Origin of the sequence: Nocardioides luteus (assembly GCF_000960475.2) — a bacterium.
GTDB lineage: Bacteria > Actinomycetota > Actinomycetes > Propionibacteriales > Nocardioidaceae > Nocardioides > Nocardioides luteus_A.
Genome location: NZ_JZDQ02000020.1, coordinates 13,860 through 40,715, shown reverse-complemented (window position 1 = coordinate 40,715; position 26,856 = coordinate 13,860). Strand labels below are relative to the sequence as shown.

Below are 26,856 nucleotides of genomic sequence, written 5' to 3'. Positions count from 1 at the left end.
GGCCGGTGTGCGCGGTCACAGCCCGATCAGGTCGAGGTAGACCTCGCCGAGCCCGCTCGCGCCCAGGATGGATGCCCAGGCGGCCACGAGCATGAAGGGGCCGAACGGCATCGCGGTCTTGCCCCGTGCCCCTCGGCCCAGGATCAGGGCGATGCCCGCGACCGCCCCGAGCAGGAAGGCGCCGAAGGCAGCGGTCAGGAAGGCGCCCCAGGAGAGATAGGCGGTCATGCCGCCGATGACCCCGGCGAGCTTCACGTCACCGAACCCGATCCCGCGGGGTGCGATGAGCGCGATGGTGAGGAAGAACCCGAACAGGACCAGCGCCCCGATCCCCGCTCTGCTCAGGGCGTCGTCGTCGGCCCCGAGGACGAGGAGGGCCGCGAGGAGCGGGTAGGCCGGGAGCACGATCGCGTTCGGCAGCCGCCGGACATCGAGGTCGATGAGCGCGAGTGCCATCGCGACGGCCGCGAAGACGAGGTAGGCCGCGAGGAGGGACGGCCGGTCGGCGAACCGGAGCCCGGCGACCGCGAACAGCGCTCCGGTGCCCGCCTCGACCAGCGGGTAGCGCACGCTGATCGGCTCGCCGCAGTCGTAGCAGCGTCCGCGCAGGAGCAGCCAGCCGAGCACCGGGACGTTGTGCCGGGCCCGGATCGGCGTACCGCACCGCGGGCACGCCGAGCGCGGTCGCACGACCGAGACCCCACGGGGGACCCGGTGGGCGACGACGTTGAGGAACGAGCCGACCGCGAGCCCGTACGCGGCACAGACGGCGGCGACCAGCACCGCGCTCACCCCGCTCATCGGGTGTGGCTCCAGCTCAGGACGCTGACCTGGCGTCTACCCGGCGCGGGAGAACCGCTCGGGTCCCAGAGCTGGACGCGCGTGGTGAGCGCCAGCCTTCCGGGGCTCGGTGCGCAGGTGGGGGAGTCGGGACACACGAACACCTTGAGCTGGACCAGGGTGCCGTTGAACCCCCATCCCGGCGAGTTGTCGGGGAGCTGGATGACGGCGTCCTGGAAGGTCGGGTTCCCCTGGGTGGAGAAGTCCAGCGAGCGGGAGATGACACCGAACCGGAACACCTCGGCCTGCTGCAGGTTGCTGAGGTTGAGCTGGATCCGCGTCGTCGGCGTGTAGGTGGTGCCCTGGACGTAGAAGACGCCGTGGTAGCTGCCGCCGGAGGGGCCGACCCCGATGAGGTTGCAGCCGCCGCCGAGCCTCAGGCAGTTGCCGGCCCCCAGACCGGCGTCGGACTGGGCGCGGAACTGCGGGAGGTAGAGCTCCAGCTCGAGGCGTACGGCATCGAGCTCGACGGTCGCGGCGGCGCCGAGGTTCCTGGCGATGGTGCCGGTGAAGTCGACCTTCGCGCCGGTGTAGCCGTTGCCGTGCACGGCCCGCTGCAGCGCGTTGAACACGGTGGGTTGCTGCGTGCGCAGGTCGACCGTCTGGGTGGTGAGCGTCCCGGGGCGGTCCAGGTTGAACGGGCCCAAGGCAGTGCCGCCGGCCGGGGTGAGGGTGATGGTCGAGGCGGTGCCGGCGTTGTTCTGCGAGGCCTTGTGGCGGACGAGGAGCCGAGCGTCCTTCACGACCGACCCCCTCGGGATCGTCGCCGGTGGGGCGAAGCCGTTCATGGTGACGGTGCGGGAGACCGTGGTGGCCCCACCGTTGGGCCGGAACCAGGTGGCTGAGCCGTTGCCGGCGTCGCGGAGCGCAGGGGCGGTCGCTCCGGTGAAGGTGTTGTCGCTGCCGGCCGGGGTCACGCTCGGCGTACCGCTGGTCGTCAACGGGTCCCCGTCGTCACCGGAGGCCTCGGTGAAGGAGGTCCTCGTGGAGGTGCCGGTCCTGAGCCCGTAGAGAGCGATCGGGGGCCGGTCGCCGTGGTAGCTGCCGCAGATCTCGACGTTCGCGCCGCCGTCGACCCGCAGGCGGCTCTCGCCGCCGAAGAGGAACTGGACTCCTTGCGTGGTCACGTCGTCGATGGGGTTGCGGCAGTTCCCGTCCGCGGGGAAGCGCGGGTTGGTGAGGCTGTCGCCGACGGGGTCGCCCGCGATCAGGGCACCGACGCTGACGTTCCACTCGCTGCCACCGCCGCCGTTGGTGTCGCTGTCGTACATCGGGTCGTTGGTGCCGTTGTGGAAGTCGAAGTAGTAGGTGCCGGGCCTGAACCAGAAGACGCTGTCGCGGCAGGCGTTCCGGTTGGTCAGGTTGTTCAGGGCCGCGGCGTCGTCGTAGTAGCCGGGCTCGAAGGTGACGACCGCGGGGCAGCTGGTCGGTGGGGTCCGCAGCGGCGGTACGCCGGTGCCGGTCACGCTCGGGTCGCTGGGGTATCCGGGGTCGGCCACGGTCCCTGAGGAGCAGTCGACCACGGGCGCGTGGAGGGCCGAGGTGGGTGCGCAGCCGGTGTGGGCCCGGATGGAGGTGCTGCTCACGATGTCGCCGTTGGTCACCGAGATGTCCGAGTTGGACCAGACGCCGCCGTGCACCCGCAGCGAGTTGCCTCCGCTCGCGCTCGAGGTGAGGCCGGTCTCGCCGCCGGTGCCGAGGGTGAGGATGGCGTTGCCGGGCTTGTTCTGATTGGTGATCGGCACCGGTGAGCCCTGGGCCCCGGTGGAGTCCTCCGCGACGCACTCGACCCTCGCGGAGGTCGGCCCGTCGCCGCTGGCGGCCGACGCCGGGTAGAAGTTCGAGAGGTCGAGGGTGCCGACGGCGTCGTTGGCGGGATTGCCGTCGGTGTCGCTGTTCGCGCCGAAGCAGCCGGTGCCGTCGTCGGAGTTGTCGAAAGCCCAGTCGGCCGGCTCGGTGGCGGTTCCGCCCCAGTGGCCGGTGCGCAGGTCGTTGATGGCGACCTGGGCCGCTCCGTCGGCGGCGTAGGTGGAGCCGGCGACCTCGCGCAGCGCCACGGTGGCGCGGAGGGAGCCGTCTCCGCGTACCAGGACGGTGCCGACGACGAGGGCCACGGTCGTGACGATGATCAGTGCGAACACGAGGATCGCTCCGTCGTCGCTGCCGAGTCGCTGTCGGGGCCGCAGGCGCGGGCGTGGGCGGGTCATGTCTGTCTCCGTTCGCCCAGGAGGGTCGCGGCGTAGGTGGGGAGGTCGATGCCGGTGCTGTCGTGGATGGACAGCGCGAGGGTCACGACGACAGGTACGTCGTCACCGGACCCGGTGCAGGAGATGCTGTCGCCGGCGCCGTTTGCACAGGCCAGGACGGGAGCATCGGCGAGGCGGTCGGCGACCTCGACGGTGGCAGGCCGGCTGCCGCACCGTACGCGGTAGAGCCGGCCGCCCTCGGCCGAGGACTGGTAGGCGTAGGTGACCTTCACCGTCGTGCCGGGGTCCGTGGAGGTCAGCGAGTCGTGCTCGCTCCAGGCCAGCGTCGCGGCCGGGGTCGCCCCGGCTGCGTCCCCGGTCAGCGGGCAGGCGGGGAGATCGACGGACTGGGTCAGCGGGAAGCTGTGGGTGGCGGTGTCGTAGGACGAGGAGCGGACGCCGATGCTGGCGACGTCGCGCTGCCAGTAGGCGGAGACGAACTGGACGTCGTGCGACTCCGAGAGGCGGGCCTGGGTGTCGACGGTGTTGCGCAGGTAGCTGAGCACCACACCGGTGAGAGCCGTGACGACGACACCGACGATGGCGACGGTGACGACCAGCTCGATGAGGGTGAACCCGGCCTCGGCGGCGGGGTCGCGGCGCCGGCTCATCCGCACATCGCCATCCTCGGGCCGCACGGTCTGCGCAGCAGCACCGTGAGCCGTTCGGCCGCCCGGCCGTCGGACGCAGAGAGGGTGATCTCGATCTGCTGGACACCGGTGTCGTTGCCCGAGCAGGCGCCGGCGGCGCCGCCGTCGGGCGGCACCCGCTTGGCCAGCGCCTGCTCGGCGGTGTAGCCGGCCGGCACCGTGAACCCGACCGTGGCCGGGCTGTAGGCGTTCGCTCCGGCGCACGGGACGTAGCGGTCGGCAGCAGCGGCGACGTAGTCCTGGATCGACTCGGCGTAGCTGCGCGCGTAGGCGCCCCCGGTGGTCTGCTTGCGATGGATGTCGGAGGAGGTGATGCTCATCTGGAGCCCGGTCACGACCGCGACCCCGGCGATGCCGAGGATCGAGACGGCGACCAGCACCTCCACGAGCGTCTCGCCCCGGTCACTGTGCCATGGCACGTTCACGTCCCGACCTCACATCTCGACCTGGGTGAACACGCCGTACATGGCCGAGACCAGGGCGACGGCGACGAACCCGACCACGAGCCCCATCGTGACGATGACGATCGGCTCGAACAGCGCGGTGAGCTTCGCGATCTTGTAGTCGAGCTCGGTCTCGAAGTAGCCGCCGGTGACCTCGAGCTGGGTGTCGAGGGACCCGGTGTCCTCGCCGACCCGCAGCATCTGCGTCGCGGTCGCGGGAAACAGGCCGGTACGTGCCAGCGGCCCGGCGATCCCCTGCCCTTCGAGCATCTGCTCGGCCACCGCACCGAGACGCTTGACGTAGACGCGGTTGCGCAGCGCGTCGGTGGTGACGGCGAGCGACTCGGTCAGGTTGACGCCGGCGCTGACCATCGAGCCGAGGACCCGGCAGAACCGCTCCACCAGCGCGTACGTGATGGCATCGCCGAGCACCGGGATCCTGAGCAGCAGCGCGTCCCGCGCGTACTTGCCGCGCCTGGTCCGGGTGATGACCACGTAGAGCAGAGACACCGCGCCGAGAACCAGGCACAGCAGCCACCACCAGTGTCCGAGGAAGCCGGTGACGGCGAGCAGGATCCGGGTGGGAAGGGGGAGTGTGGCGTCGAGGTCGACGAAGAACTCCTCGAACTTCGGCAGTACGTAGACGGCGAGCACCACGACGGTCACCACCGACATCGCGGCCACGACGATCGGGTAGGTCAGCGCGGACTTGATCTTGCGGCGGGCCTGCAGGTCGCGCTCGATGTAGCGGGAGAGCCGCGCCAGGACGACGTCGAGCTCACCGGTGGACTCCGCCGAGCGCACGATGCTCCGGTAGAACGGCGGGAAGACCTTGGGGAACTCCTCGAGGCAGTCCGAGAAGCGTTCACCGGAGCGCAGACCGTCCTCGATCCGGTTCATCATCCGTCGCATCGAGGAGTTCTCGCTCTCGGCGCCGATGGTGTGCACCGCCTCCAGGATGGGCAGCCCGGCGCGGAGGAACGCGGCGATCTGGCGGGAGAGGTGCATGACCTCCTCGCGCTTGATCCGGGGCCCGGAGATCTCGTACTGCCACAGGCTCTTCTTCTCGCTCACCCGCAGCTGGTGCAGCTGCTGGTCGTAGAGGGAGACCTCGGCATCGGATCGACTGGCGGCCCGCTGCGTTCCCTTGACCGGGCGGCCGTCGGTCGTGACGCCGACATAGGCGTACTTGGGCATGGTCAGACTCCTGCGACGTAGATCGAGCGCATGACTTCGGCCGCGGTGGTGGTGCCCTCGCGGACGAGCTGGACCGCCTGCTCCTGGAGGGTGCGCATGCCCTGGCTGCGAGCGAGCTTGCGCATCTCCTCGTGCGGTGCCCGGTCGATGAGGAGCTCTCGCACCTCGTCGGTGACGGTGAGGAGCTCGTAGACGCCGATGCGGTCGAGGTAGCCGGTGTGGGCGCACAGGTGGCAGCCGGTGCCGCGCAGGAACCGGTCGGCGGTGGCGTCGGCCTCCGGGTCGCCGAAGCTGCGCAGGAAGGCGAGCTCGTCGGGCGAGGGCTGGTACGGCTCGAGGCAGCTGGTGCAGCTTCGGCGGACCAGGCGCTGGGCGACGACCGCGGTCACCGAGGAGGCGATCAGGAACGTCTCCACGCCCATGTCGACGAGCCGGTAGAGCGCCGAGACCGCCTCGGTCGCGTGCAACGAGGAGAGCACGAGGTGTCCGGTGAGGGCCGACTGGACCGCGATGCGGGCGGTGTCGACGTCTCGGATCTCGCCGACCAGGATGATGTCCGGGTCCTGGCGCAGGATGGACTTCAGGCCGCCGGCGAAGGTGATCCCGGCCTGCTCGTTGATCTGGATCTGATTGATCGAGTCGAAGGTGTACTCGACGGGGTCCTCGATCGTCATGATGTTGCGCTCGGTCGTGTTCACCTCGCCGAGCGAGGCGTACAGCGTGGTGGTCTTGCCGCCACCGGTCGGGCCGGCGCAGATCACCATCCCGAAGGGGGCGTGGATGAGCCGGCGGTAGCGCTCGGCGAGGCCCGCAGGCATGCCGAGCTGCTGCAGCTCGAACAGCGACCGGGACTTGTCGAGGAGCCGCAGGACGATCTTCTCGCCGCCGACGACGGCCGTGGTGGCGACCCGGATGTCGACCTCGCGCCCCTCGACGACCATCGAGATCTGGCCGTCCTGGGGCCGGCGCCGCTCGACGATGTTCATCCCGCCGAGGATCTTGATCCGGCTCACCACCGCGGGACCGATCGACCCGGGCAGGTCCAGGACGTCGGTGAGGGCGCCGTCGATGCGGTAGCGGACCCGGACCCGATCTCCGTACGGCTCGATGTGGATGTCGGAGGCGCGGTCGCGCAGCCCCTGGGTGATCACCATCTGCACGACCCGCACGACCGGTGCGTCCTCGTTGGCCTGGGTGCCGTCCAGGCCGGTCGCCTCACGGCGCAGGGCGTCGCGGGTCTCGAAGGCCTGGATCTGGCTGCCGACCCCCTGGGTCGCCTTGTAGGCGCTCGCCAGAGCAAGGTCGAGGGCACGGTGCGTGGCGACGAGCCCGACGACCGGCCGGCCGACGGCGGCACCGATCCGGGCCAGGTGCTCGGGCGAGGGGTCCACGACGGCGAGGAAGACCCGGTGCGCGTCGGCCGCGAGGGGGACCGCCCGCAGCGTACGGGCCTGGTCGGCGCCGAGCAGCGCGACGGCGTCGGGTTGCGGAGACGTACGCCGGAAGTCGATCGTCTCGGCGCCGTAGTGGTCCGCGATCGCACGGGCCAGGTCCTCGTCGCTGATCTCCCCGGCAGCGATCAGCCGCTCGGCGAGGGTGCCGTCGCCACCTCTGCTGCGGACGGCATCGATCTGGTGGGGAGCGAGTCGGCGCGAGGAGACCAGGAGGGCGGCGAGCCGATCGTCCGCGCCGATCTGGGTGGCGGGTGCGGTCGGCGCCGGCTCGTCGTGGCGCGAGGAACGGATCCTCATCGGGTCACGCTCCTCAGTGAGGTCGCGTAGCGCGGGCGGGTCTCGATGTCCTGCGGGTAGAGGCTGCGCGCGAGCGCCTCCTCCGCCGCCACGGTGCCTTCCTGGACCAGGCGGGAGAGCGACTGCTCGAGGGTGACCATCCCGTCGCGGGCCCCGGTGACGAGGCTGTTGCGCAGCTGGTGGGTCTTGCCCTCCTTGATGAGATTGCGGACCGCGGGGGTGGCGACGAGCATCTCGTACGCTGCGGTCATCCCGCCTCCGATCTTCGGGATCAGCCGCTGGTAGACGACGCAGCTGAGCGCGGCGGCGAGCTGGACGCGGATCTGGGCCTGCTGCTCGGCGGGGAAGACGTCGATCATCCGGCCGATCGACTGGGCGGTGTCGTTGGTGTGCAGGGTCGCGAACACCAGGTGGCCGGTCTCGGCGACGGTGAGCGCGAACCGGATCGACTCCAGGTCGCGCATCTCGCCGACCAGGAGTACGTCGGGGTCCTCGCGGAGCACGCTGCGCAGTGCGTCGGGGAAGGTGGCGGTGTCGGTGCCGACCTCCCGCTGGTTGACCGCGGCGACCTTGTGGTCGTGGACGTACTCGATCGGGTCCTCGACGGTGATGATGTGGCAGCCGCGGCTGGTGTTGATCAGGTCGATGAGCGAGGCGAGGGTGGTCGACTTGCCGGACCCGGTCGGGCCGGTCATCAGGATGAGGCCCTGGTGGCGCAGCGCCAGAGCGCGCAGCGCGGGCGGCAGGCCGAGGGCGTCGGGGGTGGGGATCGCGCGCGGGATCATCCGCAGCGCCACGGTGCTGAGCCCGCGCTGGGTGAACGCGTTGCCGCGGATCCGGGCGTGCTCGCGCCAGGAGAAGGAGAAGTCGTACTCGTGCCGGTCTTTCCAGGCCGTCGCCTGCGCCGGTGTCAGGACCTCGGCCAGGAGCGCGTCGGTGTCCTCGGCGGTCAGTACGTCCGTGCCCGGCGCGGGGGTGAGGATGCCGTCGATCCGCAGCATCGGCGGGAGGCCGACCGAGAGGAGGAGGTCCGTGCCGCCTGCCTGCCAGACGGCGGCGAGCAGCTGGTCGACCCGGCTGCCTGGTTCGAGGGTGGTCTGCATGGGTGCCCCTGGTTTGTTGGAGTGGAGGTCGTGCCGGGGGAGGGCCGCTGGGTCGCGGCCCTCCCGATCAGGTCAGATCACGGGGCGGGGCATCCGGCGGGCGCGGCCGCAGTGAGCACGAGCGTGCCGTCGTTGGCAGGCGCCAGGGCCACGTACTCCGGGGCGGAGTGAAGGAACTGGTTGGCACCGGCGGTGAGATCGGTCATCGCGTTCGGGTAGCCGTTGGTCCTGGCGTAGAACGCCTCGACGGCGGTCTCCACGGTGCGGATCTCGGTCTTGCACGCGGCAACCGCGCCGCGGTCGTTGATGCCGCGGACGGAGAAGACCACGACCCCGGCGAGGACGCCGAGGATGAGGATGACGATCACGAGCTCGATGAGAGTGAATCCACTGTCGTCGCGGCGGGCCTGACGGGCACGGGCGAGGGTGTTCTGAAGCATGGCTGGTTTCCTTCGGATGGAGGCTGTTGGTAGGCCCGAGCGCCGATAGGAATTGGAACCGCGCGGCGCAACCCGAGAATCGGAAGAAATGGGCCGTATACCCAATCAAAGGGATGCACCGATTGCCCACTGTCTCTATCCGCTTTCAACGCCATGAATACCCATGGGGGCATGCGGGAAAGAGGTTTCCCCGATGTCTGGCGGCGGCTTCCGTGTGGTGCTCATCCGCAACTCGTTCCAGGGTGTTTGCCCAGGTGAGATGGAGGTTCCTGATCGAGCGCCCGCTGCACGGCATCGAGGTCTGGGCGACGCGAAGAACCCGGCGCCGCGCCGGCCCGCCCCGGGCGAAGAGCCCCGCCGGCTCGCGCTGCTCTGGCTAGGGTGGGCCGATGGCTGTCATGACAACCTGGACCGATGTGGTTCCGAGAGCTTTCGTCGAGGGTGGCGCGCGGTGATCGACGACTTCGCGAAGGCCCACCTGCACGACAAGCTCCGTGGCGTCCGGGCGGCGCTGGTGTGGAAGGTCGAGGGACTGCCGGAGGACGACATCCGCCGCCCGATGACCCCGACCGGCACCAACCTTCTCGGACTGGTCAAGCACAACGCCCTCTCCGACGCCCGCTACTTCGGCGAGGGCTTCGACCGTACGCCGCCGCTCGACCTGCCACCCTGGGACGCCGATGGGTGGTGGGACTCCACCCACCGGGCCACGGAGCACGAGGGCCGCGCGGACATCCTCGACCTCTACGAGCTCGTCAGCGCGCACGTGGACGCCACGATCGACGCGCTCCCCATCGACGCCCGCGGCTACGTCCCGTGGTGGGACGAGCGGGTCATGCTCTTCAACGTCATGGCCGCCCGCCTCTGCGACGCCACCCGCCACGCCGACATCCTCCGCGAGACGATCGACGGCTCGGTCGGCGTCAACCCCGAGACCGCCGGGGAGGGCCAGTAAGTGCACAGGTGGGCGATCCCCGAGCGTGAGTACGCCCGGCAGGAAGCTCGACGGGGCAGACGTCACGCCTATGAGAGCCTCGACCCGTCCCGGACCGCGCTGCTCGTCGTCGACCTCGTCCCGTTCTTCTTCGAGGCGAACCCGATCTGTGCCGCGATCACGCCGAACGTACGTCTGCTCGCCGATGCCCTGCGCGGCGCCGGCGGCGCCGTCGCGTGGATCGTGCCGGGCGATCCAGGGCCGACGACGTGGGCGCGGGAGTTCCTCGGCGAGGACATCGCGGAGATGTTCCGGCACAGCAGTGGGGACGGACCGATCGCGGGCCGCCTCGGACCGGGGCTGGAGGCACGCGACGGCGACCTGCTCGTCGAGAAGACCGCGACGAGCGCACTCTTTCCGGGCAGCTCGACGTTGCACGACCAGCTTCGGGAGCGTGGCATCGAGAACGTCGTCGTCACCGGCACCCTCACCGAGGTCTGCGTCGCCGGCACGGCGCGCGACGCTGCCACGCTGGGATATCGCACGATCCTGGTCGCCGACGCCACCGCGGGACGCGACGACGACTCCCACAACGCCACGCTGACCACCATCTATCGCACCTTCGGAGACGTACGCAGCACCAAGGACGTTCTCGAACTCGTCTCCACGGGCGTACTGTCATGACATGACCGACTACGAGGTCTCCCGCTCCGGGGTCCTGCCCGGCGACATCGGCCGTGTGCACGCGCTGCTCGACGACTTCCACGAGTGGCCGTCCTGGTCGCCGTGGGAGGAGCTCGACCCGGACATGACGCGCACCTACTCGGGTGCGGACTCCGGGGTCGGCGCCCGCTATGCCTGGTCGGGCAACAAGCGCGCGGGTGCCGGCGCGATGGAGATCATCGAGTCGAGGCCCGACCACATCGAGGTGGCGCTGGAGTTCCTGAAGCCCTTCAAGAGCCACAGCACGGTGATCTTCGACCTGGCCACCGTCGCCGACGGCACCCGGCTGACCTGGACCCACACCGGCTCGGTGAGCGGCGTGATGGGCCTGATGCTCAGGTTCTACTCGATGGAGAAGGCGATCGCGCCCGACATGGAAAAAGGGCTGGCCAACCTGGATCGCGTCGTGCGTGGCGCAGACGCCGGCTGAGAGGTCATCCGCCTCAGTGAGCCTGGGTCAGCGTGCCTGGCTGATCGGGCGGGCCGCAAGCCGACCCAGGACGTCGCTCCAGCCCTGCTCGAGCCCTGCCGCGGAGTCGGAGGAGCAGGTGTGGGTGACCAGCACGCGGGTCGTGTCAGGCGTGAGTGGGGTCATGACCACCTCGACGGTGTCGGTCTCCGGGTCGTCGACCCAGGTCCAGGTGAAGGCGAGCCGGGTCGGTGCGGTCACCTCCACGAAGGCGCCGCGGAACCCGATTCCGGCACCAGGCGAGGCGACGGCGATCTCGCCTCCTGGCACAGGGTCGACGGCGTACGTCGCGTCGGGGAGATGCGGCCACCACCAGGTGCGTAGCAGGTCGGCGTCCGTGAAAGCACGGAACACGGCCGCCGCACGGCCGGGAACGTCATGGAACACCCTCACCTCTGTCATGGGGTCATCATGTCGCCGCCGCGCCTGTCGGGACAGCGAGTTCTGACCGCCCCGGCGGAAACCGATTGTGCGCCGTCTCGCCCCCGCCGTACGTTGCGGGCATGACACCTCGGCGGTTCGGGATCTGCATCGATGCCAACGACCCGGAGCGGGTCGCGGAGTTCTGGGCGGCGGTGCTGGATCGAGAGCCCGAAGCCAGCGGCGAGGAGATCAGGCTGCTGCCGCGTACGGACGACGACCTCCGGATCCGGTTCCTGCCCACGGACGCGCCGAAGACGCTGGCGAACCCGCATCACCTGCATCTGACCAGCGCGCTGCCGCAGGACCAGCAGCGGACCGTGGACCGGCTGATCGGGCTCGGCGCGACCCACCTCGACGTCGGACAGCTGCCGGAGGAGGACCACATCGTGCTCGGCGACCCGGAGGGCAACGAGCTCTGCGTGATCCCGGCAGGCAACAGCTGGCTGGCCGGCACCGGATTCCTCGGCGAGGTCGCGGCCGACGGATCCCGGGAGAACGGGCTGTTCTGGAGCGCTGCGCTCGGCTGGCCGCTGGTCTGGGACCAGGACGGCGAGACCGCGGTTGCGACCCCGTCCGGCAGCGCCAAGGTCGCCTGGGGCGGGCCGCCGCCGGTGCCGCGCGGGCCCCGGGACCGGTTCCGCTTCGACCTGATCGCCCCCGAGGACACCGAGCCGGCCGCCGAGATCCGCCGCCTCGAAGAGCTCGGCGCCACGTTGGTCACCGAGATCGGCAGTGACGGTCGGTGGGCGCGCATGACCGACCCGGACGCGTACGAGTTCGAGGTGCTGGCGCCCCGCTGAGAGCGGACCGTCTCGCACCCGGACCGCGGGGCAGGGGTGGCGGCGTACAGAACATAGGATCGTCCCCATGGGTGACTACCTCGAGCTCCTGCCGGCCGTCGATGTGAAGGGCGGGCAGGCGGTGCAGCTGGTCCAGGGCGTGGACGGGTCGGAGAAGCGGTTCGGCGATCCCTTCGAGGCCGCGCTGAGGTGGCAGGAGACCGGCGCCGAGTGGATCCATCTGGTGGACCTCGACGCCGCGTTCGGCCACGGCAACAACCGCGAGATCCTGGCCGGGATCGTCGGCAAGCTCGACATCAAGGTCGAGATGAGCGGTGGCATCCGCGACGACGAGTCGCTCGAGGCCGCGATGGCGACCGGCTGCCGCCGCGTCAACATCGGCACCGCCGCCCTGGAGAACCCGGAGTGGACCCGCAAGGCGATCGCGACCTACGGCGACCGGGTCGCGGTGGGCCTGGACGTACGCGGCCGCACCCTCGCCGCGCGCGGCTGGACCAAGGACGGCGGCGACCTCTACGAGACCCTCGCCCGGCTCGACTCCGAGGGCTGCGCGCGCTACGTCGTCACCGACGTCAACAAGGACGGCATGCTCCAGGGCCCCAACCTCGACCTGCTCCGCGCGGTCTGCGAGGCCACCGACCGCCCGGTCGTGGCGAGCGGGGGAGTGACCACGATCGACGACATCGAGGCGCTGATGGGCCTGGTGGAGATCGGCGTCGAGGGCGCGATCGCCGGCACGGCGCTCTACACCGGCTCCCTCGACCTCGCCGACGCGCTCGACCTCACCCTCGGCCGGCAGCGCGGAGACCAGTCATGAGTCTTGCCGTACGCGTCATCCCGTGCCTCGACGTCGACGCCGGTCGCGTGGTCAAGGGGATCAACTTCAAGGAGCTGCGCGACGCCGGCGACCCGGTGGAGCTGGCCGCGACCTACGACAAGGAGGGCGCCGACGAGCTCACCTTCCTCGACATCTCCGCCTCCCACGAGGGACGCGCGACGACCCTCGAGATCGTCACCCGCACCGCTGAGCAGGTCTTCATCCCGCTCACCGTCGGCGGCGGGATCCGCAGCGTGGAGGATGTCGACCGGATGCTCCGCGCCGGCGCGGACAAGATCGCGGTCAACACCGCGGCCATCGTCCGCCCCGAGCTGATCGCCGAGATCGCCGACCGGTTCGGCAACCAGGTCCTGGTGCTCTCCGTCGACGCCCGACGCGCGCCGGGGACCGACTCCGGTTTCGAGGTCACCACCCATGGCGGCCGCAAGTCTGCCGGGATCGACGCGATCGAGTGGGCGGCGAAGGCCGTCGAGCTCGGCGCCGGCGAGATCCTCCTCAACGCGATGGACGCCGACGGCACCGAGGACGGCTTCGACATCGACCTGATCAAGGCCGTACGCAGCGAGGTGACCGTCCCGGTCATCGCCTCCGGCGGCGCCGGTAAGGCCGAGCACTTCCCGCCCGCGGTCGAGGCCGGCGCGGATGCCGTCCTCGCGGCCACGATCTTCCACTTCGGCAAGGTCCGGATCGGCGAGGTCAAGCAGGCGCTCTCCGGCGCCGGCGCGCCGGTTCGCTGAGGGGTCCCGCGCGGCAAATTCCCGCCATGGCGGGGAAATGCCCCGCCGCCGACTAGCTCAACAGCGCATCCGGGATCTGGCCGTGGCGTACGCGCTGGGGGTGGTTGCCGACGTCGAGGTAGGCGAGCTCCTCGCCGGTGCGGAAGTCGATGACCGCGACGGCGTCGGCGTCCGACAGCGACGCCCAGCAGGTGTTGCCGAGCCCTTCGGTGGTCCAGTAGGGCTTGCCGTAGTAGTGCCCGGTCGTCTCCTCATCGAGGGTCGCGTAGTCACCCGTCGCACGGTCGACCAGTGCGACGTAGTCGTCCATCGTGCCGGCCGCGCACAGCGTCTTGCCCTGGGCGTCGATCGAGAGCCCGTGGTGGGCGGAGTCGTTGACGTAGAGCTCGCGCGGTAGCTGGGTGCGCTTGGGCAGCGGGATGACGCGCGTGACGGCGCCGGTGCGAGGCTCCTCGATGGAGCCGGTGGAGTAGCCGACCTTGCCGTCGATGTCGGCCGCCTGGGTGTCGAACTCGACGAGACCGTGCAGGAAGGACATCTGGAAGTAGATGAACCGCTCGCCGGGCGCGACCGCCATGGGACGTACGGCCGAGGAGATCGAGGGGTAGCCGGCCTCCTCCAGCTCCTTGCCCATCTCCCAGCGCTGGGAGATCTCGAAGCTGGACTCGTCGACGATCTCGAACCAGCGGTCGCCCTTGATCGCGTCGTGGAGCGGGCCGATCTTGATCGGCGGCAGCAGGTCGGTGCCGGGGATGGTGCCGGCGATCGGGCCGAGGCCGAGCTGGTCGAGCGAGAGCTCCTTCTGGTCGCCGGGCAGGTAGACGCGGCCGATGGAGGCGTGGAAGATCCGGGAGCCGTCGCGGGAGTAGTTGTTCTCGTGGGGAGTCTCGCCCGACTCGAAGGTACGCAGCCGCTCGCCGGTCCGCGGGTCGTCGGCGCCGCCCATCCAGTACTCGTGCACCGAGCGGGACGTCGAGTCCGAGACCAGCAAGCGGGTGCCGTCGGGGGAGAGGCCCATGTGGTCGGTGCGGTGCCCGTCCATCTGCTGTTCGACCACGATGGAGTCCGGCGAGCCGGCGAGCGCCTTCTCGATGTCGATCCAGACCACGTCGGCGAGGCTGGGACGCGAGACCGCCAGCAGTCTGCCGTCCCGGGTCGTGAACATGTCGTCCACGAGCTGGTCGTTGCCCTCACCGGGGCCGTAGCGGACCAGGTAGTAGTAGGCCAGCCTCTCGGGGTCCTGGTGGATCGCGGCGATCTCCTCGTCCTTGTCCGGAACCAGGTCGATGTCCTTACGCAGCACCTCGAGGCTGCGGGCATCGACGATCGACGCCGTCCCGTCCCAGTTGTTGCCCACGACCATCACGTCCCGTAGCTCCCGGCTCGCGCTCATCGCCGGCGCGGCCTGGGTGAGCGAGAGGACGAAGAGCATGGCGACGGTGGCTGCTACCGCACGACGACGCATCGGGTGACCTCCTGGGGGACTCGGTCATCGGGGATAACGTCTGGAGGCGCGTGGAGGTTACGGACGTCACATCGGGAGCCCCCCGGGCGAGATCCCGCACCAGGCCGCCGGCAGCCGCATCCTCGTGCTGCTCGCCAACACCTTTCCGGACCTGACCGCCATCGCGGAGGCCGGGCTCCGTACGGGCATGAGCCGCCGGATCCCGGACGTCCTCGTCCTCCGGGCCGAGGAGAAGGGGCAGTGGGCCGAGCAGCCACCGCTCATCGTCGTCGAGGTTCTCTCACCCTCGACCCGCTCCGAGATCTGTTCCGCAAGCCCGAGGAGTACCGCGTCGCAGGCGCGGAGCAGTACTGGATCGTCGACCGCGAGCTCCGCTCGCTCACCGTGCTCAGCAACGCCGAGACCGGCTGGGACGTCACGCTCGAGCTGAACGACTCCGACCCGGTCGGGTCGGTGGTCGTCGTGGGCTACGGCACGGTCCGGATCGACCTCCACAAGATCCTCTGAGGATCAGAACCCGAGACTGGCGTTCTCCAGCTGCGTGATCCGCTCGGCCGGACCGTCGAAGGTCAGGCCCCGCACCTGGTGACGCCCGAAGCAGAAGAGCAGGAGCTCGCCGACCGGCCCGGTGACGGTGACCGGCTCCTCGCCGGCGCGGAGGGTGGAGGTGTCGGTGCCGTTGCTGACGACCACCGGGGTCCCGGCGGAGCGGACCAGGCCCTTGCCGAGCAGCTTCAGGGTGCGCCAGAGGTCACGCTCGGCAGCGGCGGGCAGCGTACGCGGCTCCCAGCTCGGCTGGGCGCGACGCAGATCCTCGTGGTGGACGAAGAACTCGACGGTGTTGACCGCCTTCTCGATCGGCCCGAGCGCGAACGGGGTGCCCTTCGGGTCGCGCAGGCGGGCGGCCAGAGCCTCCAGCGGCTGGACGGCGTACGCAGCCTCCGCCTTCCTCAGCACCGGCGCGAGCGGCGGCAGGACGATTCCCGCCGCGGCCCACGGGCGACGCTCGCGGACCAGCAGATGCACCAGCAGGTCCTTGACCTGCCACCCCTCGCACAGCGTCGGGGCCGCCGGCCCGAGGGAGACGGCGGTGTCACACAGGGCGATGCGCTCGGCGCGCGCGAAGGAAGGCACGAGCTGCACCCTATCGAGCCGTCCTGGCCGGCAGGGGAACCAAAAAAATTCGTCGCAGCCAGGGTGCTGACCTAGGCTTTACCTCGAGATGAGCGACGATGAACCAACACCCCAGCGGGCCACCACGACCGATGGGTTCAAGGTTCTCGGAGTCGCCATCCGGCGCGAGTGGGGAGTCTTCACCCTCTCGACCCTCGGGTCCGCGCTCTTCGGCGCACTGACCGTCGCCGACGCCTGGGTGCTGGGCTGGTCCACCGACCACGTCCTGGTCCCGGCGCTGCGCGACGGCGAGATCGGCGCCGGCTGGTTGTGGGCAGTGATCGGGCTCTTCGTCGCTGTCGCGATCCTGCGCGCGGTCGGCGTGGTGGCGCGCCGGCTGGGGGCCGGGGTGATGCAGTTCCGGATGCAGGCCCACTCGCGGCGCGCGGTCACCCGGCAGTATCTGGCGCTTCCGCTCGCCTGGCACCACCGGCACCCGACCGGTCAGCTGCTCTCCAACGCCAACTCCGACGTCGAGGCGTCCTGGGCGCCGATCGCGCCGCTGCCGATGGCCGTCGGCACGGTCGCGATGATGGTGATCGCGGTCGGGCAGATGTTCTGGACCGACGTCGTGCTGGCCTCGGTCGCCATCCTCGTCTTCCCGGCGGTCGTCGTCGCCAACCTCGTCTACCAGCGCTTCTCCTCGCCGTTGATGACCCGCGCCCAGCAGCTGCGTGCCGAGCTCTCCGGGATCGCGCACGAGTCCTTCGACGGTGCCCTCGTCGTCAAGACCCTGGGGCGCGAGGCCGAGGAGACCACCCGCTTCCAGGACAAGGCGCGGGAGCTGCGCGACGTCAACATCCACGCCGGCCGGCTCCGCGCGGCCTTCGACCCGGTCCTGGCCGCGCTGCCCAACGTCGGCGTCCTCGCCGTGCTGGCCGTCGGCGTGGGTCGTGTATCCAGCGGTGCCGCGGAGCCCGGTGACGTCGTCCAGATCGGCTTCCTGCTCACCATCGTGGCCTTCCCGATCCGCTCCTTCGGGTGGCTGCTGGGCGAGTTCCCGCGCAGCGTCGTCGGCTACCGGCGGGTGCAGCGGGTGCTGGAGGCCACCGGCCGCCTGGCCTACGGGACCGCGAGGACCAGCCGCGAGGCGACCGGCGCGCGCCTGCGGGTCGACGGCGTCTCCTACGCCTACGCCGACGGTCCCACGCTCCTCGACGGTGTCGACTTCGAGGTCGAGCCGGGCCGTACGGTCGCGATCGTCGGCGAGACCGCCTCGGGCAAGAGCACCCTGACCATGCTGCTGGCCCGGCTGGTCGATCCCGACGACGGCCGGATCACCCTGGACGACACCGACCTGCGCGACCTGGGCGCGGGGGAGTGGGCCCGGGTGGCGGCGCTGGTGCCGCAGACCGCCTTCGTCTTCGACGACTCCGTGCGCGGCAACGTCACCCTCGGCGCCGACGTCACCGACGACGAGGTCTGGTCCGCGCTCAAGGCGGCGCAGGCCGACGGCTTCGTCGCCGCGCTGCCGAACGGCCTCGACACCACCCTCGGCGAGCGCGGGGCGAGCCTCTCCGGCGGGCAACGGCAACGCCTGGCCCTGGCCAGAGCGCTCGTACGCCGCCCACGGCTCCTGATCCTCGACGACGCGACCTCGGCGGTCGACCCCGAGGTCGAGCAGCGCATCCTCGCCGCGCTGCGGAGCGACGCCGGCGACACCAGCCTCGTCGTGGTCGCCTACCGCAAGGCCACGATCGCGCTCGCCGACGAGGTGGTCCACCTCGAGGACGGCCGCATCCGCGACCGCGGCACCCACACCGAGCTGCTCGCCCGCGACGAGTCCTACGCCCGCCTGGTGAACGCCTACGAGACCCCGGAGACCGTCCAGTGACCGCGACTCTCGAGCCCGAGACCCGGGTCGGCAGCGGCGAGGACCTCGGCGCCTTCGAGACCATCCGCCGGGGCATCAAGCACTCCCCGGAGCTGGTCGAGGGCATCCGCGGCACCTTCGCGCTGGCCGTGATCGCCAGCATCGGCCAGGTCGTCGTGCCCGTCGTGGTCCAGCAGACGCTCGACAACGGGTTGAGCGGCCCGGACGGCCCCGACCTCGGCTACGTCGTGCGGGCCGGCCTCGTCGCGGTAGTCGCCATCGCCGTCACGGGCGTCGCGTCGTTCCTGATGACGAGCCGGCTCTTCACCGCCGCCGAGCGGGGCCTGGCCACGCTGCGTACCAAGGCCTTCCGGCACGTCCACGACCTGCCGATGCTCACCCAGTCGACCGAACACCGTGGGGCGCTGGTCTCGCGGGTGACCAGCGACGTCGACCAGGTCAGCCAGTTCATCGTCTTCGGCGGGCTGCTCTTCATCGTCAGCGTCGGGCAGATGCTGATCGCCACCGTCGTGATGGTGGTCTACTCCTGGCAGCTCGCGATCCTGGTGTGGCTCTGCTTCGGTCCGCTCTTCCTCAGCCTGCGGTTCTTCCAGCGCAAGCTGTCCGCGGCCTACACGCTCTCCCGCCGCCAGGTCGCCAAGATGCTCTCCGCGGTCTCCGAGCCGGTCGTCGGGGCGGCCGTGGTCAAGGCGTACGCCGTGGAGGACCGCACCCAGGAGCGCATCGACCGCGAGATCGATGCCACCAGCGCCGCCCAGACCAAGGCACAGGCCTACACCTCGATCTTCTTCAGCCTCGGTGGCCTCTCCGGCGGCCTCGCCAACGCCGGGGTGATCGTCGGCGGCGTGCTGCTCGCCCTGGCCTATCGCGGAACCGGCGGCGAGCTGAGCGTCGGCGAGATCCTGGCGTTCGCGTTCCTGGTGACGCTGTTCGTGGGCCCGGTCCAGATGGGTACGCAGATCCTCACCGACGCGCAGAACGCGATCGCTTCCTGGCGGCGCACGATCGGGATCCTGGACACGCCCGCGGACCTCGTCGACCCGGGGGCTGCCGGGGCGGTCCTGCCCCGCGGCCCGCTCTCGATCGAGTTCGACGACGTCACCTTCGCCTACCCCGGCGGCCGTCCGGTCCTGCACGACATCTCCTTCGAGATCGCGCCCGGCAGCCGGGTCGCCGTGGTCGGGGAGACCGGCTCGGGGAAGTCGACGATCGCCAAGCTGCTCACCCGGGTGATGGACGTGACCTCGGGGAGGGTGAGCCTCGACGGCGTCGACGTACGCGACATCGGCAACGCCTCGCTGCGCACCAGCGTCGTGCTCGTCCCGCAGGAGGGCTTCCTCTTCGACTCCACCCTCGCCGAGAACGTCCGCTACGGACGGCTGGACGCGACCGACGCGGAGATCGAGGAGGCGGCTCGGGTGCTCGGCCTGGGGGACTGGCTCGCCGGCCTCCCCGACGGTGTGCGCACCCGCGTCGGGCAGCGCGGCGAGTCGCTCTCGGCCGGCGAGCGGCAGCTCGTGGCGCTGCTGCGCGCCCAGCTCGCCGATCCCGACCTGCTGGTCCTCGACGAGGCCACCTCGGCCGTCGACCCGCGTCTGGAGATGCGGATCAACCGGGCCCTCGAGCGCCTGATGAGCGGCCGCACCTCGGTCACCATCGCCCATCGCCTCTCCACCGCCGAGGCGGCCGACGAGGTGATCGTCGTCGACGCCGGCCACCTCGCCCAGCGCGGCCCGCACCGCGAGCTGGTCGCGCAGACCGGCTCCACGTACGCACGCCTGCACGCCTCCTGGGTCGCCCAGCAGGGCAGCTGATCAGGCCGCCAGCACCGTGAACGGCCCCCAGGGCAGGTTGCGGACGACCGTGAAGACGAGAGTCAGCGCCAGCCAGGCGTAGAGCGCGGCGCGGGAGCGCGCCCAAGCGGGCGCGGGGCGGCCGCCGACGCGGCCGCGGAGCCAGAAGAACCAGAGCAGCGCGAGCAGCGGAACCCCGAGCAGGAACATCAGCGCGTTGTGGCCGATCGCGCCGCCGACGTCACCGGCGAGCAGCGACATCGTGCCGCGCGTCATCCCGCAGCCGGGGCAGTCGATGCCGGTGAGCGCGTGGATCGGGCACGGCGGAACGTAGGCGACCAGCCCGGGAGAGGTCGCGAAGACGGCCGCGAGGCCCGCCCCGCCGGCCACGACGGCCAGTGGGACGAGCCCCGCGCGCACCCGTGAGGGTGTGGTGATCACATGCTCCCCGACTGGGCGGCCATGCCGACGCCCAGGACGACCGAGGCGATGATGTAGAGGACGATCACGACGACGCCGGTGATGGCCCCGATGAGGCCCCACTTCTTGGCGCCCTCGGCGTCACCCTGGACGGCCTTGACGATCGAGACGATGCCGAAGGGCAGGCAGCAGAAGATCGTGACCAGGATGCCGATCACGAGGGCGCTGGTGTCGGTCTGCTTCGCCGGTGCCGGCTGCGGGGTGGGGTTAGCCATGGTGCGGTGTTCTCCAGTTTGAATAGTCGACCCTGAGGGTCGGCTGACAGGGCCGTACCGAGACCCGGCCCAGATGACCGGGAGAGTGTGCCAGCCCGCGACTTCGGGGGCCTCCGATTAACGTCACGACATGCCGGTTGTGTCCGTACTGTTGCTCAGCGGGATACTGGAGGCGTGACTACTGGACCCATGAGCGAGGGACTGGACCCCGCCATCGCCGACCGCCTCAAGCGCAACCCCGACGGGCTGGTGCCCGCGGTGGCGCAGCAGCATGACACCGGCGAGGTGCTGATGCTCGGCTACATGGACGACGAGGCCCTGGCGCGCACGCTCGCCACGGGCCGGGCGACCTACTGGTCCCGCAGCCGGCAGGAGTACTGGGTCAAGGGGGAGACCTCCGGCCACCGGCAGTACGTCAAGGAGGTCCGCCTCGACTGCGACGGCGACACGATCCTGCTCAAGGTCGACCAGGAGGGCCCCGCCTGTCACACCGGTGACCACACCTGCTTCGACGCCGGCCTGATCTCGTGAGGTCCTTCGGCCCCACCGTCACCGCCGGCCTGGCCGGCGCGGCCCTCGCCGCCTGGGCGGGCTCCAACGAGTGGGTGAAGGTCACCGCGCCGGCGCAGATGCCGGCGGACCTCAACGACTCACCGGCCACCACCGGCCTGGCCCTGGTCGCCCTCGCGGCCTGGGGCGTCGTGCTGGTCACCCGAGGCCTCGTACGCCGCCTGGTGGCCGTCCTCGCCGGCCTGGCCGGGATCGGCGTGGTCATCACCTTCTTCGGTCACGCCGGGATCGACGCGCTCGGCCGGGCGATCGACTCCAAGGTGGTCTGGGGCGAGACGGAACACGCCACCACGCCCTGGCCCTACCTCGCGCTCCTCGGCGCGGTCCTGACCGTGGCGGCAGCCGTCGTGGCCGTACGTCAGGCGCCGTCGTGGCCCGAGATGGGCCGGAAGTACGACGCCCCGGCCGACGCCAAGCCGGCGCAGAAACCCCTCGAGGAACAGTCCACGATCGACGTCTGGAAGTCGTTGGACGAGGGTCGGGACCCGACAGCGGGGGATCAATGAATACACTGCAGCCAAGCACAGAGAACTCGTAGAGGAGTCATCGCATGTCCGCCAGCCACGGCAACACCCCGGCAGCCTGGATCGCAGTCGCGGTCGGCCTCCTCGGCTTCCTGATCGGCAGCGTCGCCATGATGCTCGACCCGATCAGCTGGTTCGTCTTCTGGATCGGCGTGGCCGTCACCGTCGGCGGTGGGCTGCTCTTCATCGTGCTCTCCAAGCTCGGCTTCAACGTCGAGTCACACTGAGCCTGTGAGACAGCAAGGCCCCCGGCGGATCCGCCGGGGGCCTTGCTGATTTCCGAGCCGGGGCTCAGTAGGTGCTGGTGCTGCCGCTGAAGTCGAGCGCACCGGAGAGGTTCAGGATGATGCCGATGATGCCGAGGACCACGGCGACGATGCCGAGGATGAAGCCGGCGGTGGCCATGCCACGACCGCCCTGCGCGCCACCGGAGGCGTCGATCTCGTTCTGGGCGATCTTGCCCAGGATGATCGCCGGGATACCGGTGAAGAAACCACAGCAGACACAACCGAGAATGCCAAGGACAAGTGCCCAGATCGCCTTCTTGTTGTTGCCAGCCGGCTGGCCGGGCTGCCCGGGTGCCGGCGAACCATACGGCGGCGGTGGCGGCGGAGTTCCGTAGCTCATGTGTCTGACCTCCAAAGTCAGGCGAGTTGGGTTGAGATGGGAGAAACGTAACGTTTCCCGCCCGCACTGTGGCGCCAAATCGGGCGTGTCACGGTTCGGGTGAGAGGCTTTGCACGTGGGTCTTACCCGGAAACGAGAGGTTTAAACATGTCGGTGCTCGAAAAGATCATCGACGGCGTACGTCTGGACCTGGCCAAGCGCCAGGAGGCGGTGTCCGAGGCCGACCTGCGGGCCCGGCTGGCCGACGTCGACGCGCCTCGCGACCCGATGCCGCACTTCCGTGCGCCGGGCAGCAGCGTGATCGCCGAGGTGAAGCGGAAGAGCCCCTCCAAGGGCGCTCTGGCCGACATCCCCGACCCGGCCGAGCTGGCCGCGAAGTACGCCGCCGGCGGCGCCGCCGCGATCTCGGTGCTCACCGAGGAGCGCCGTTTCGGAGGCTCGCTCGCCGATCTGGTCGCGGTCCGTGCGGCCGTGGACACCCCGATCCTGCGCAAGGACTTCATCGTCGAGTCCTACCAGCTGCTGGAGGCCCGTGCCGCCGGCGCCGACCTGGCGCTGCTGATCGTGGCCGCGCTGGACGACGACACCCTGCGCCGCCTCTACGACCAGGCGCGTGAGCTCGGGCTGACCGTGCTGGTCGAGACCCACGACGAGGCCGAGGTCGCCCGCGCGGTCGAGCTGGGCGCCGAGCTGATCGGCGTCAACGCGCGCAACCTGAAGACCCTGGAGATCGACCAGGACCTCTTCGGGCGGATCGCCCCCCTCATCCCCGAGGACCGGGTGAAGGTCGCCGAGTCCGGCATCTTCACCACCACCGATGTCAAGCGCCACGTCTCCGAGGGGGCCCGCGCGGTCCTGGTCGGCGAGGCGCTGGTCAAGCACGGCGACCCGCAAGGCACGGTCGCCGAGTTCACCGGAATCCAAGGCTAGGCCGAGAGCAGACACAGCCATGACAACTCACATCCACGAGACGACTTCCTTCGACGCCGACGAGTTCGGCTGGTTCGGTGGCGAGGCCGAGGGGTTCGGCGGCCGCTTCATGCCCGAGGCGCTGATGAAGGCGCTCATCGAGCTCGACGACGCCTGGCAGAAGGCGAAGGCCGACCCGGAGTTCGTGGCCGAGTTCGACGCGATCCTGCGTGACTACGCCAACCTGCCGAGCCCGCTCTACCACGCGACCCGGCTCTCCGAGCAGCTCGGCGTACGGATCCTCCTCAAGCGCGAGGACCTCAACCACACCGGCGCCCACAAGATCCGCAACGTGCTCGGCCAGGCGCTGCTCACCAAGCGGATGGGCAAGACCCGGGTCATCGCCGAGACCGGTGCCGGCCAGCACGGCGTGGCCTCCGCGACCGCGGCCGCCTACTTCGGCCTCGACTGCACCGTCTACATGGGCAAGGTCGACACCGACCGGCAGGCGCTCAACGTGGCCCGGATGCGGCTGCTCGGCGCCGAGGTCGTCCCGGTGCCCTCCGGCAGCGGCACCCTCAAGGACGCGATCAACGAGGCGCTGCGCGACTGGGTCGCCAGCGTCGACCACACCGCCTACCTGTTCGGCACCGCCGCCGGGCCCCACCCGTTCCCGACGCTGGTCCGCGACATCGTCCGCGGCATCGGCGACGAGGCCCGGGCGCAGGCGATCGAGCAGTTCGGCGGCCTCCCGAACGCCGTCGTCGCCGCGGTCGGCGGTGGCTCCAACGCCATCGGTCTCTTCACCGCGTTCCTGGACGACTCCGACGTCGAGATCCACGGCTTCGAGGCCGGGGGAGACGGCTTCGAGACCGGCCGCCACGCGGCCACCATCCAGGCCAACGACCCGGGCGTGCTCCACGGCGCCCGCACCTACGTGCTCCAGGACGAGGACGGCCAGACCATCGAGTCCCACTCGATCTCCGCCGGTCTCGACTACCCCGGGGTGGGCCCGCAGCACGCCTGGCTGGCCAAGTCCGGCCGGGCGAGCTACACGAGCATCACCGACAAGGAGGCGATGGACGCCTTCGCGCTGCTCTCGCGCTCCGAGGGCATCATCCCGGCGATCGAGTCGGCCCACGCGATCGCGGGCGCCATCAAGATCGCCCCGGAGATCAAGGAGCGCCACGGCGAGGGCGCCACGATCCTGATCAACCTGTCCGGTCGTGGCGACAAGGACATGGGCACGGCCATCGACTACTTCAAGCTGGGAGACGAGAAGTGAGCACGTCGGTAGCGTTCGAGAAGGCGAAGGCGGAGAACCGCGCCGCCCTGGTCGGCTACCTGCCGGCGGGCTTCCCGTCGGTCGAGGGCTCGATCGAGGCGCTGACCACGATGGTCGAGGCCGGCTGCGACATCATCGAGATCGGGCTGCCCTACTCCGACCCGGTCATGGACGGCCCCACGATTCAGGACGCCGTGCAGCAGGCGCTCGACGGCGGCGTACGTGTCGACGACGTGGTCCGCGTCGTCGAGGCCGTCGCCTCGACCGGGGTGCCGACGCTGATCATGACCAGCTGGAACCCGATCGAGCGGCGTGGCGTGGACCGCTTCGCCCAGCAGCTGCAGGACGCCGGCGGTGCGGGTCTGATCACGCCCGACATCACCCCCGACTTCGCCCAGGAGTGGATCGAGGCCGCGGACGCCCGCGATCTCGACAAGGTCTTCCTGGTCGCGCCGAGCAGCACCGACGAGCGGATCGCGATGACCACGGCCCAGTGCCGGGGCTTCGTCTACGCCACCGCGGTCATGGGGGTCACCGGCGCCCGCGCCAAGACCTCCGACCTGGCCGCCCCGCTGGTCGCCCGCACCCGCACGACCACCGACCTCCCCATCGGCGTCGGCCTCGGCGTCAGCAACGGTGCCCAGGCCGCCGAGATGGCAGCGTACGCCGACGGTGTCATCGTCGGCTCCGCCTTCGTGCGTACGCTGCTGGACAACCGCTCCGACGAGCAGGCGGCGCTCAAGGCGCTGGCGAGCCTGACCGAGGACCTGGCCGCGGGAGTCCGCGCGCGTTGAGGTTCCTCGCTCTTCCTGTCCTGCTCGTCCTCGTGGGGATCCTCACCGGCTGCGGCGCCGCCGGGACCGGCCAAGCGCCGGCCTCGGCGATGACCGGGCAGGAGCACACCCCCTACCAGCTCTCCGACACCACCCTGACCGACACCGAGGGCCGGCCCTTCTCGCTGGCCGAGGATGTCGACAAGCCGCTGACCCTGGTCTTCTACGGCTACACCAGCTGTCCCGACGAGTGCCCGCTGGTGATGTCGAGCCTGGCCGCTGCCCTGACCCGTCTCGACGCCGCCGACCGGGACAAGGTCGAGGTCGTGTTCGTCACCACCGACCCCGCGCGCGACTCCCAGAAGGTCCTGCGCAAGTACCTGGACCGCTACGGCAAGGACTTCGTCGGTCTCACCGGTGACCTGAAGGACATCGTCACCCTGGCCGAGTCGATGCGGCTCTACATAGGGGAGGCCGACCGGCTACCCAGCGGGGGCTACGATCTCGGGGTCCACGACACCCACGTCTCCGCCGTCTACGGGGGAGAGGCGAGGGTGGTGTGGTCGATGAACACCTCGCCCAAGCAGTTCGCCGACGACATCCACCATCTTCTTGAGGAAGTAAGCGCCGCATGATGCTCCCGATGTCCATCCCCAGCCCGGCCGAAGGTGTGCTCTGGCTGGGACCGATCCCGCTGCGCGGCTACGCCTTCGCGATCATCCTCGGCATCATCGTCGCCGTCTGGGTCTCGGAGAAGCGCTGGCAGGCCCGCGGTGGCCGGGCCGGCGACATCCAGGACATCGCGCTGTGGGCGGTGCCGTTCGGCCTGGTCGGCGGGCGGTTCTACCACGTCATCACCGACTGGCAGCTCTACTTCAGCGAGGGCGCCCACCCGATCGAGGCGCTCTACATCTGGCGTGGCGGGCTCGGGGTGTGGGGTGCGATCGCGCTCGGTGCCGTGGGTGCCATCATCGGGGCGAGGTCCAAGGGCATCAAGATCGTCCCGCTGCTGGACACCATCGCCCCGACCTGCCTGCTCGCGATGGGTATCGGCCGCTGGGGCAACTGGTTCAACCAGGAGCTCTTCGGCCGGCCCACCGACCTGCCCTGGGGTCTGGAGATCGACCCGTCGCGCTACCCCGACGGGCCCAGCCAGTTCCCGGTCGGCACCACGTTCCACCCGACCTTCCTCTACGAGTTCTGCTGGGACATCGTCCTCTTCTTCGTGATCGTCTACCTGCAGAAGAAGCTGCGCCTGGGCGGCGGCCGCGTGGTCGCCCTCTACGTGATGGCCTACTGCCTGGGCCGCGGCCTCATCGAGACCCTGCGCATCGACAACGTGCAGCTGGCGAACGTGCTCGGCCTGCGCTGGAGCGAGTGGATGTCGATCATCCTGTTCGTGCTCGCCGCGGCCTGGTGGGCGTATGCCACCTTCACCGGCCGAGGTAAGGTCGAGGACGAGGTCTACAGCGATCCTGCCAAGGCCCCGGCCAACGACACCGCGATCGACACCGAGATCGAGACCGAGAACGACTCCGCCGGCGATGATGCCGACAACGGGACCGACGACGAGGAATCCTCGACAAAGGCCTGATCAGACGCAGATGTTGGGCG

The 26,856-nt window shown here is 70.3% G+C and carries 31 protein-coding genes and 1 pseudogene; 18 read left to right on the top strand and 14 right to left on the bottom strand.

Annotated elements, in window-relative coordinates:
- Window positions 1-15: 15 nt before the first annotated feature.
- From UG56_RS15125 to UG56_RS15090, 8 genes are all read right to left on the bottom strand, one after another.
- Window positions 16-801 (bottom strand): prepilin peptidase, encoded by a 786-nt coding sequence (locus UG56_RS15125; RefSeq protein ID WP_045549986.1) that lies wholly within the window; start codon window positions 799-801, stop codon window positions 16-18.
- The gene (locus UG56_RS15120) at window positions 798-3,047 is read right to left on the bottom strand and encodes a hypothetical protein (RefSeq protein WP_045549985.1); all 2,250 of its coding nucleotides are present in this window, start codon (window positions 3,045-3,047) and stop codon (window positions 798-800) included. Before UG56_RS15120 ends, UG56_RS15125 begins: the two co-directional genes overlap by 4 nt.
- On the bottom strand, window positions 3,044-3,697 hold the full coding sequence (locus tag UG56_RS15115; protein WP_256206655.1) for a prepilin-type N-terminal cleavage/methylation domain-containing protein: 654 nt from the start codon (window positions 3,695-3,697) through the stop codon (window positions 3,044-3,046). The genes UG56_RS15120 and UG56_RS15115 overlap by 4 nt, the downstream gene beginning before the upstream one ends.
- Complete coding sequence (locus UG56_RS15110; protein ID WP_045549983.1) at window positions 3,694-4,161, bottom strand: type IV pilus modification PilV family protein; 468 nt, start codon at window positions 4,159-4,161, stop codon at window positions 3,694-3,696. The genes UG56_RS15115 and UG56_RS15110 overlap by 4 nt, the downstream gene beginning before the upstream one ends.
- Window positions 4,162-4,170: 9 nt before the next feature.
- Complete coding sequence (locus UG56_RS15105) at window positions 4,171-5,376, bottom strand: type II secretion system F family protein (RefSeq protein WP_045549982.1); 1,206 nt, start codon at window positions 5,374-5,376, stop codon at window positions 4,171-4,173.
- A gap of 2 nt (window positions 5,377-5,378) precedes the next feature.
- A complete protein-coding gene (locus UG56_RS15100) occupies window positions 5,379-7,127 on the bottom strand; it encodes a GspE/PulE family protein (protein ID WP_084101092.1) in 1,749 nt (582 codons plus the stop codon).
- Window positions 7,124-8,230 (bottom strand): type IV pilus twitching motility protein PilT, encoded by a 1,107-nt coding sequence (locus UG56_RS15095; protein WP_045549981.1) that lies wholly within the window; start codon window positions 8,228-8,230, stop codon window positions 7,124-7,126. The genes UG56_RS15100 and UG56_RS15095 overlap by 4 nt, the downstream gene beginning before the upstream one ends.
- 77 nt (window positions 8,231-8,307) lie before the next feature.
- Window positions 8,308-8,670: a type II secretion system protein gene (locus UG56_RS15090; protein WP_045549980.1), complete on the bottom strand. Its 363-nt coding sequence runs from the start codon at window positions 8,668-8,670 to the stop codon at window positions 8,308-8,310.
- A 451-nt stretch (window positions 8,671-9,121) separates the two neighbouring features.
- Here UG56_RS15090 and UG56_RS28845 point away from each other — a divergent pair, with 451 nt between their 5' ends.
- Genes UG56_RS28845 through UG56_RS15075 form a run of 3 tightly spaced genes read left to right on the top strand, consistent with a single transcriptional unit; the run spans window position 9,122 to window position 10,757 of the window.
- Complete coding sequence (locus UG56_RS28845) at window positions 9,122-9,625, top strand: DinB family protein (RefSeq protein ID WP_045549979.1); 504 nt, start codon at window positions 9,122-9,124, stop codon at window positions 9,623-9,625.
- Window positions 9,626-10,288 carry an isochorismatase family cysteine hydrolase gene (locus tag UG56_RS15080; RefSeq protein WP_045549978.1) on the top strand — a complete coding sequence of 221 codons (663 nt, stop codon included), beginning with the start codon at window positions 9,626-9,628 and terminating at the stop codon, window positions 10,286-10,288.
- Between the two features lies 1 nt (window position 10,289).
- Entirely contained in the window at window positions 10,290-10,757 is a 468-nt protein-coding gene (locus UG56_RS15075; protein WP_045549977.1) for an SRPBCC family protein, read from the top strand.
- A gap of 27 nt (window positions 10,758-10,784) precedes the next feature.
- Here the strand turns inward: UG56_RS15075 and UG56_RS15070 are convergent, their stop codons facing one another.
- Window positions 10,785-11,198, bottom strand: coding sequence for an SRPBCC family protein (locus UG56_RS15070; RefSeq protein ID WP_045549976.1), 414 nt, complete (start codon window positions 11,196-11,198; stop codon window positions 10,785-10,787).
- 101 nt (window positions 11,199-11,299) lie between these two features.
- On the opposite strand from UG56_RS15070, the gene UG56_RS15065 reads away from it, so the two are divergent.
- The 3 genes from UG56_RS15065 to hisF all read left to right on the top strand — a co-directional run bounded on the left by UG56_RS15065 (window position 11,300) and on the right by hisF (window position 13,594).
- On the top strand, window positions 11,300-12,019 hold the full coding sequence (locus UG56_RS15065) for a VOC family protein (protein ID WP_045549975.1): 720 nt from the start codon (window positions 11,300-11,302) through the stop codon (window positions 12,017-12,019).
- A gap of 67 nt (window positions 12,020-12,086) precedes the next feature.
- A complete protein-coding gene (gene priA, locus UG56_RS15060) occupies window positions 12,087-12,836 on the top strand; it encodes a bifunctional 1-(5-phosphoribosyl)-5-((5-phosphoribosylamino)methylideneamino)imidazole-4-carboxamide isomerase/phosphoribosylanthranilate isomerase PriA (protein WP_045549974.1) in 750 nt (249 codons plus the stop codon).
- Window positions 12,833-13,594 carry an imidazole glycerol phosphate synthase subunit HisF gene (hisF, locus tag UG56_RS15055; RefSeq protein ID WP_045549973.1) on the top strand — a complete coding sequence of 254 codons (762 nt, stop codon included), beginning with the start codon at window positions 12,833-12,835 and terminating at the stop codon, window positions 13,592-13,594. The genes priA and hisF overlap by 4 nt, the downstream gene beginning before the upstream one ends.
- A 52-nt stretch (window positions 13,595-13,646) precedes the next feature.
- Here the strand turns inward: hisF and UG56_RS15050 are convergent, their stop codons facing one another.
- Window positions 13,647-15,059 carry a YncE family protein gene (locus tag UG56_RS15050; RefSeq protein WP_045549972.1) on the bottom strand — a complete coding sequence of 471 codons (1,413 nt, stop codon included), beginning with the start codon at window positions 15,057-15,059 and terminating at the stop codon, window positions 13,647-13,649.
- Between the two features lie 124 nt (window positions 15,060-15,183).
- Here UG56_RS15050 and UG56_RS29125 point away from each other — a divergent pair.
- Window positions 15,184-15,297 (top strand): annotated as a pseudogene (locus UG56_RS29125) (hypothetical protein); the annotation flags it as partial.
- A gap of 2 nt (window positions 15,298-15,299) precedes the next feature.
- Window positions 15,300-15,566, top strand: coding sequence for a Uma2 family endonuclease (locus UG56_RS28840; RefSeq protein WP_045549970.1), 267 nt, complete (start codon window positions 15,300-15,302; stop codon window positions 15,564-15,566).
- Window positions 15,567-15,569: 3 nt separating this feature from the next.
- On the opposite strand, the gene UG56_RS15035 is transcribed toward UG56_RS28840, so the two are convergent.
- Window positions 15,570-16,193: a TIGR03085 family metal-binding protein gene (locus UG56_RS15035; protein ID WP_045549987.1), complete on the bottom strand. Its 624-nt coding sequence runs from the start codon at window positions 16,191-16,193 to the stop codon at window positions 15,570-15,572.
- Window positions 16,194-16,281: 88 nt separating this feature from the next.
- On the opposite strand from UG56_RS15035, the gene UG56_RS15030 reads away from it, so the two are divergent.
- Window positions 16,282-18,066 carry an ABC transporter ATP-binding protein gene (locus UG56_RS15030; protein ID WP_045549969.1) on the top strand — a complete coding sequence of 595 codons (1,785 nt, stop codon included), beginning with the start codon at window positions 16,282-16,284 and terminating at the stop codon, window positions 18,064-18,066.
- On the top strand, window positions 18,063-19,880 hold the full coding sequence (locus UG56_RS15025; RefSeq protein WP_071327101.1) for an ABC transporter ATP-binding protein: 1,818 nt from the start codon (window positions 18,063-18,065) through the stop codon (window positions 19,878-19,880). The genes UG56_RS15030 and UG56_RS15025 overlap by 4 nt, the downstream gene beginning before the upstream one ends.
- On the opposite strand, the gene UG56_RS15020 is transcribed toward UG56_RS15025, so the two are convergent.
- On the bottom strand, window positions 19,881-20,300 hold the full coding sequence (locus tag UG56_RS15020; protein ID WP_143055049.1) for a DUF2752 domain-containing protein: 420 nt from the start codon (window positions 20,298-20,300) through the stop codon (window positions 19,881-19,883). It abuts the gene before it with no gap.
- Complete coding sequence (locus UG56_RS15015; RefSeq protein ID WP_045549100.1) at window positions 20,297-20,554, bottom strand: CD225/dispanin family protein; 258 nt, start codon at window positions 20,552-20,554, stop codon at window positions 20,297-20,299. The genes UG56_RS15020 and UG56_RS15015 overlap by 4 nt, the downstream gene beginning before the upstream one ends.
- A 189-nt stretch (window positions 20,555-20,743) precedes the next feature.
- On the opposite strand from UG56_RS15015, the gene hisI reads away from it, so the two are divergent.
- The 3 genes from hisI to UG56_RS15000 are packed head-to-tail and all read left to right on the top strand — an operon-like array spanning window position 20,744 to window position 21,875.
- Window positions 20,744-21,085, top strand: coding sequence for a phosphoribosyl-AMP cyclohydrolase (gene hisI / locus UG56_RS15010; protein ID WP_045549099.1), 342 nt, complete (start codon window positions 20,744-20,746; stop codon window positions 21,083-21,085).
- Window positions 21,082-21,630: a Trp biosynthesis-associated membrane protein gene (locus UG56_RS15005; RefSeq protein ID WP_052693585.1), complete on the top strand. Its 549-nt coding sequence runs from the start codon at window positions 21,082-21,084 to the stop codon at window positions 21,628-21,630. Before hisI ends, UG56_RS15005 begins: the two co-directional genes overlap by 4 nt.
- A gap of 44 nt (window positions 21,631-21,674) precedes the next feature.
- Window positions 21,675-21,875: an HGxxPAAW family protein gene (locus UG56_RS15000; RefSeq protein WP_045549097.1), complete on the top strand. Its 201-nt coding sequence runs from the start codon at window positions 21,675-21,677 to the stop codon at window positions 21,873-21,875.
- A gap of 64 nt (window positions 21,876-21,939) precedes the next feature.
- On the opposite strand, the gene UG56_RS14995 is transcribed toward UG56_RS15000, so the two are convergent.
- A complete protein-coding gene (locus UG56_RS14995; RefSeq protein WP_045549096.1) occupies window positions 21,940-22,275 on the bottom strand; it encodes a DUF4190 domain-containing protein in 336 nt (111 codons plus the stop codon).
- A 147-nt stretch (window positions 22,276-22,422) separates the two neighbouring features.
- On the opposite strand from UG56_RS14995, the gene trpC reads away from it, so the two are divergent.
- From trpC to lgt, 5 genes are read left to right on the top strand one after another with little or no spacing between them, the layout of a single operon-like run.
- A complete protein-coding gene (trpC, locus tag UG56_RS14990; RefSeq protein ID WP_045549095.1) occupies window positions 22,423-23,205 on the top strand; it encodes an indole-3-glycerol phosphate synthase TrpC in 783 nt (260 codons plus the stop codon).
- 19 nt (window positions 23,206-23,224) lie between these two features.
- Complete coding sequence (gene trpB, locus UG56_RS14985) at window positions 23,225-24,469, top strand: tryptophan synthase subunit beta (RefSeq protein ID WP_045549094.1); 1,245 nt, start codon at window positions 23,225-23,227, stop codon at window positions 24,467-24,469.
- Window positions 24,466-25,263 carry a tryptophan synthase subunit alpha gene (gene trpA, locus UG56_RS14980; protein WP_045549093.1) on the top strand — a complete coding sequence of 266 codons (798 nt, stop codon included), beginning with the start codon at window positions 24,466-24,468 and terminating at the stop codon, window positions 25,261-25,263. Before trpB ends, trpA begins: the two co-directional genes overlap by 4 nt.
- Window positions 25,260-25,877, top strand: a complete 618-nt coding sequence (locus UG56_RS14975) for an SCO family protein (RefSeq protein WP_045549092.1) — start codon at window positions 25,260-25,262, stop codon at window positions 25,875-25,877. Before trpA ends, UG56_RS14975 begins: the two co-directional genes overlap by 4 nt.
- 8 nt (window positions 25,878-25,885) lie before the next feature.
- Complete coding sequence (lgt, locus tag UG56_RS14970) at window positions 25,886-26,836, top strand: prolipoprotein diacylglyceryl transferase (RefSeq protein ID WP_256206648.1); 951 nt, start codon at window positions 25,886-25,888, stop codon at window positions 26,834-26,836.
- The last annotated feature ends 20 nt before the right edge of the window (window positions 26,837-26,856 follow it).

Bases quoted from the DNA above. Each gene is read 5' to 3' on its own strand.
- trpB (WP_045549094.1), top strand. From the start codon at position 23,225: ATGACAACTCACATCCACGAGACGACTTCCTTCGACGCCGACGAGTTC.
- UG56_RS15115 (WP_256206655.1), bottom strand. From the start codon at position 3,697: ATGAGCCGGCGCCGCGACCCCGCCGCCGAGGCCGGGTTCACCCTCATC.
- UG56_RS15030 (WP_045549969.1), top strand. From the start codon at position 16,282: ATGAGCGACGATGAACCAACACCCCAGCGGGCCACCACGACCGATGGG.
- trpC (WP_045549095.1), top strand. From the start codon at position 22,423: ATGTCGGTGCTCGAAAAGATCATCGACGGCGTACGTCTGGACCTGGCC.
- UG56_RS15095 (WP_045549981.1), bottom strand. From the start codon at position 8,230: ATGCAGACCACCCTCGAACCAGGCAGCCGGGTCGACCAGCTGCTCGCC.
- UG56_RS15090 (WP_045549980.1), bottom strand. From the start codon at position 8,670: ATGCTTCAGAACACCCTCGCCCGTGCCCGTCAGGCCCGCCGCGACGAC.
- UG56_RS15015 (WP_045549100.1), bottom strand. From the start codon at position 20,554: ATGGCTAACCCCACCCCGCAGCCGGCACCGGCGAAGCAGACCGACACC.
- lgt (WP_256206648.1), top strand. From the start codon at position 25,886: ATGTCCATCCCCAGCCCGGCCGAAGGTGTGCTCTGGCTGGGACCGATC.
- UG56_RS15120 (WP_045549985.1), bottom strand. From the start codon at position 3,047: ATGACCCGCCCACGCCCGCGCCTGCGGCCCCGACAGCGACTCGGCAGC.
- UG56_RS15125 (WP_045549986.1), bottom strand. From the start codon at position 801: ATGAGCGGGGTGAGCGCGGTGCTGGTCGCCGCCGTCTGTGCCGCGTAC.
- hisI (WP_045549099.1), top strand. From the start codon at position 20,744: ATGAGCGAGGGACTGGACCCCGCCATCGCCGACCGCCTCAAGCGCAAC.
- UG56_RS15100 (WP_084101092.1), bottom strand. From the start codon at position 7,127: ATGAGGATCCGTTCCTCGCGCCACGACGAGCCGGCGCCGACCGCACCC.
- hisF (WP_045549973.1), top strand. From the start codon at position 12,833: ATGAGTCTTGCCGTACGCGTCATCCCGTGCCTCGACGTCGACGCCGGT.
- UG56_RS14995 (WP_045549096.1), bottom strand. From the start codon at position 22,275: ATGAGCTACGGAACTCCGCCGCCACCGCCGCCGTATGGTTCGCCGGCA.
- UG56_RS15065 (WP_045549975.1), top strand. From the start codon at position 11,300: ATGACACCTCGGCGGTTCGGGATCTGCATCGATGCCAACGACCCGGAG.
- UG56_RS15075 (WP_045549977.1), top strand. From the start codon at position 10,290: ATGACCGACTACGAGGTCTCCCGCTCCGGGGTCCTGCCCGGCGACATC.
- UG56_RS15105 (WP_045549982.1), bottom strand. From the start codon at position 5,376: ATGCCCAAGTACGCCTATGTCGGCGTCACGACCGACGGCCGCCCGGTC.
- priA (WP_045549974.1), top strand. From the start codon at position 12,087: ATGGGTGACTACCTCGAGCTCCTGCCGGCCGTCGATGTGAAGGGCGGG.
- UG56_RS15000 (WP_045549097.1), top strand. From the start codon at position 21,675: ATGTCCGCCAGCCACGGCAACACCCCGGCAGCCTGGATCGCAGTCGCG.
- UG56_RS15050 (WP_045549972.1), bottom strand. From the start codon at position 15,059: ATGCGTCGTCGTGCGGTAGCAGCCACCGTCGCCATGCTCTTCGTCCTC.
- UG56_RS15070 (WP_045549976.1), bottom strand. From the start codon at position 11,198: ATGACAGAGGTGAGGGTGTTCCATGACGTTCCCGGCCGTGCGGCGGCC.